This is a genomic window from Candidatus Darwinibacter acetoxidans (genome assembly GCF_041936445.1).
GTDB lineage: Bacteria > Bacillota > Limnochordia > Darwinibacteriales > Darwinibacteriaceae > DTU010.
Genome location: NZ_JBHGXH010000004.1, coordinates 1 through 1,563, shown reverse-complemented (window position 1 = coordinate 1,563; position 1,563 = coordinate 1). Strand labels below are relative to the sequence as shown.

General features: G+C 56.3%; 3 protein-coding genes. All 3 read right to left on the bottom strand.

All coding sequences use genetic code 11. The features are described from left to right. Positions 1-183: hypothetical protein (locus tag ACE4YL_RS00030; RefSeq protein WP_461368960.1), on the bottom strand; the 183-nt coding region annotated here is incomplete at its 3' end. A gap of 136 nt (positions 184-319) precedes the next feature. Beyond that, positions 320-760, bottom strand: coding sequence for a hypothetical protein (locus tag ACE4YL_RS00025; protein WP_461368959.1), 441 nt, complete (start codon positions 758-760; stop codon positions 320-322). A 54-nt stretch (positions 761-814) separates the two neighbouring features. Beyond that, a complete protein-coding gene (locus ACE4YL_RS00020) occupies positions 815-1,252 on the bottom strand; it encodes a hypothetical protein (RefSeq protein ID WP_461368958.1) in 438 nt (145 codons plus the stop codon). Between the last annotated feature and the right edge of the window lie 311 nt (positions 1,253-1,563).

Below are 1,563 nucleotides of genomic sequence, written 5' to 3'. Positions count from 1 at the left end.
ATACCCTTGCCGCCAGGCATCCACGGCAGCAGCAACAAGTTCCTGGTGCAGATCGGCGTATAAACCCGCATCGTAAAGCAATGCTTTCAGGCTACTGCGTATAAATTTCTTTTGGGTAAGGGCGATAGCAATACAACGATGAAGGATAGGGTCAGACACGGGGTAACGCATTTTGGATCGCATTTTAGATCCTCCCTTCACTTCAAATTGTTGCCTGGTGGCGGCGTTGTTTAACCGGGTGGCCGCCATTCCGGTCTTGCCGGGCAAACTCCGGCGGGCCGGCCGCCCCCCCCTGGGGGAGGAGGGGCCGGAGCAGTTCTTATAAACTTGTCCGCAGGCGTTCAAACGCGTCGCGGAGTTCTTCGATTATCGCGTCCTCCTTCACCTCGAATGCCCGGATGATTTCGGGCAAGTGGTTGGCGAAGTGGAGAAATTCCTCCCTGGCGGCAACGTGGACAATACGCCCGTAATCCCGATGCAGGTAATATTCACTGCCGGGCGGCTCGTTGTCGATGGCCCGGAAAACAGGGAAGTCCTCGCAGCTTTCCTGATCAACAACGACCACAGTCCGGAAGCTGCCGATGTTGGAGCTGTAGCGGTGGGCGCGGTAACGCACCCCGGCAACCTCAACCTCAGTGCCCAATGGCACCGAATCGGCAATTTTGCCCGCGACATTCAGGAGCAACTCCTGTAGCTGCTCCGTCAGGCGCTTCCGCTCTTCCCCTTTCTTCAATAGCTCTTTGGTATAATCTTGTGGCATCATAAACCCTCCTGTTTTTTTATTTGCCCCGCTTACGGCGCGGGGCGGGCCGGGTTATTTTGCGCAGACATCCCGCCACTCAAATTCGACGGGTTCGTCATATATGTCATGAAGAGTGGCGGGGACGACAACCTTTTGGCTGCGTCCGGCATTTATCCCCACTTCAAATGGTGAGGAATATGCCACCAGTTGCAGTTCACTGGTTTCTTCCTTCTCCGCATCTCTGCGGAGAGCGTATTCAAACGCTTTCGCGTAGCAGCGGACGCTGGCGTCCGTCATACGCCCTTTGCATTTGCTCCTGGCGAATTTCGCCAGTTGCAATGCCACATCCCGGATGTGGCCTTTCAGTATGCATGGGATACGCCCATAGCGCTGGGCGTGCACCAGCACGTAGAGGTCTGGCAGGTCATCCCAAAGCCCTGTAAAACGAAGTTCTGTCCGGTGGCCTTCACAACCCTTCGGGCAGGCGATGAAGGCGGTGAGATTCTCCATGTCTGCCTCCTGCAGGACGTAGTGTTCTCCACACTTGCAAACCGGGGCGAGCAACGCATCCCCGACGCGGGCCTCCGATAGATACTTCAGACCATCCCTGAAGCAGCGATAACATGTTGCCATTTCTTCTCCTCCTTTCCTTTCTGCCGGGATTTACGGCTCCCGGCGGGCCGAATTTTTCACCAGGTATGATTCCGCTCAACCTTTACGCTCCCGTCCGGCATAGCGTACTGGCAGCAAATATCCAGTGAGCATTCTTCGCGAGGATCGCTGCAGTCCTCGGTCCACCGCTTCAGCAGGACCGGCTCCCC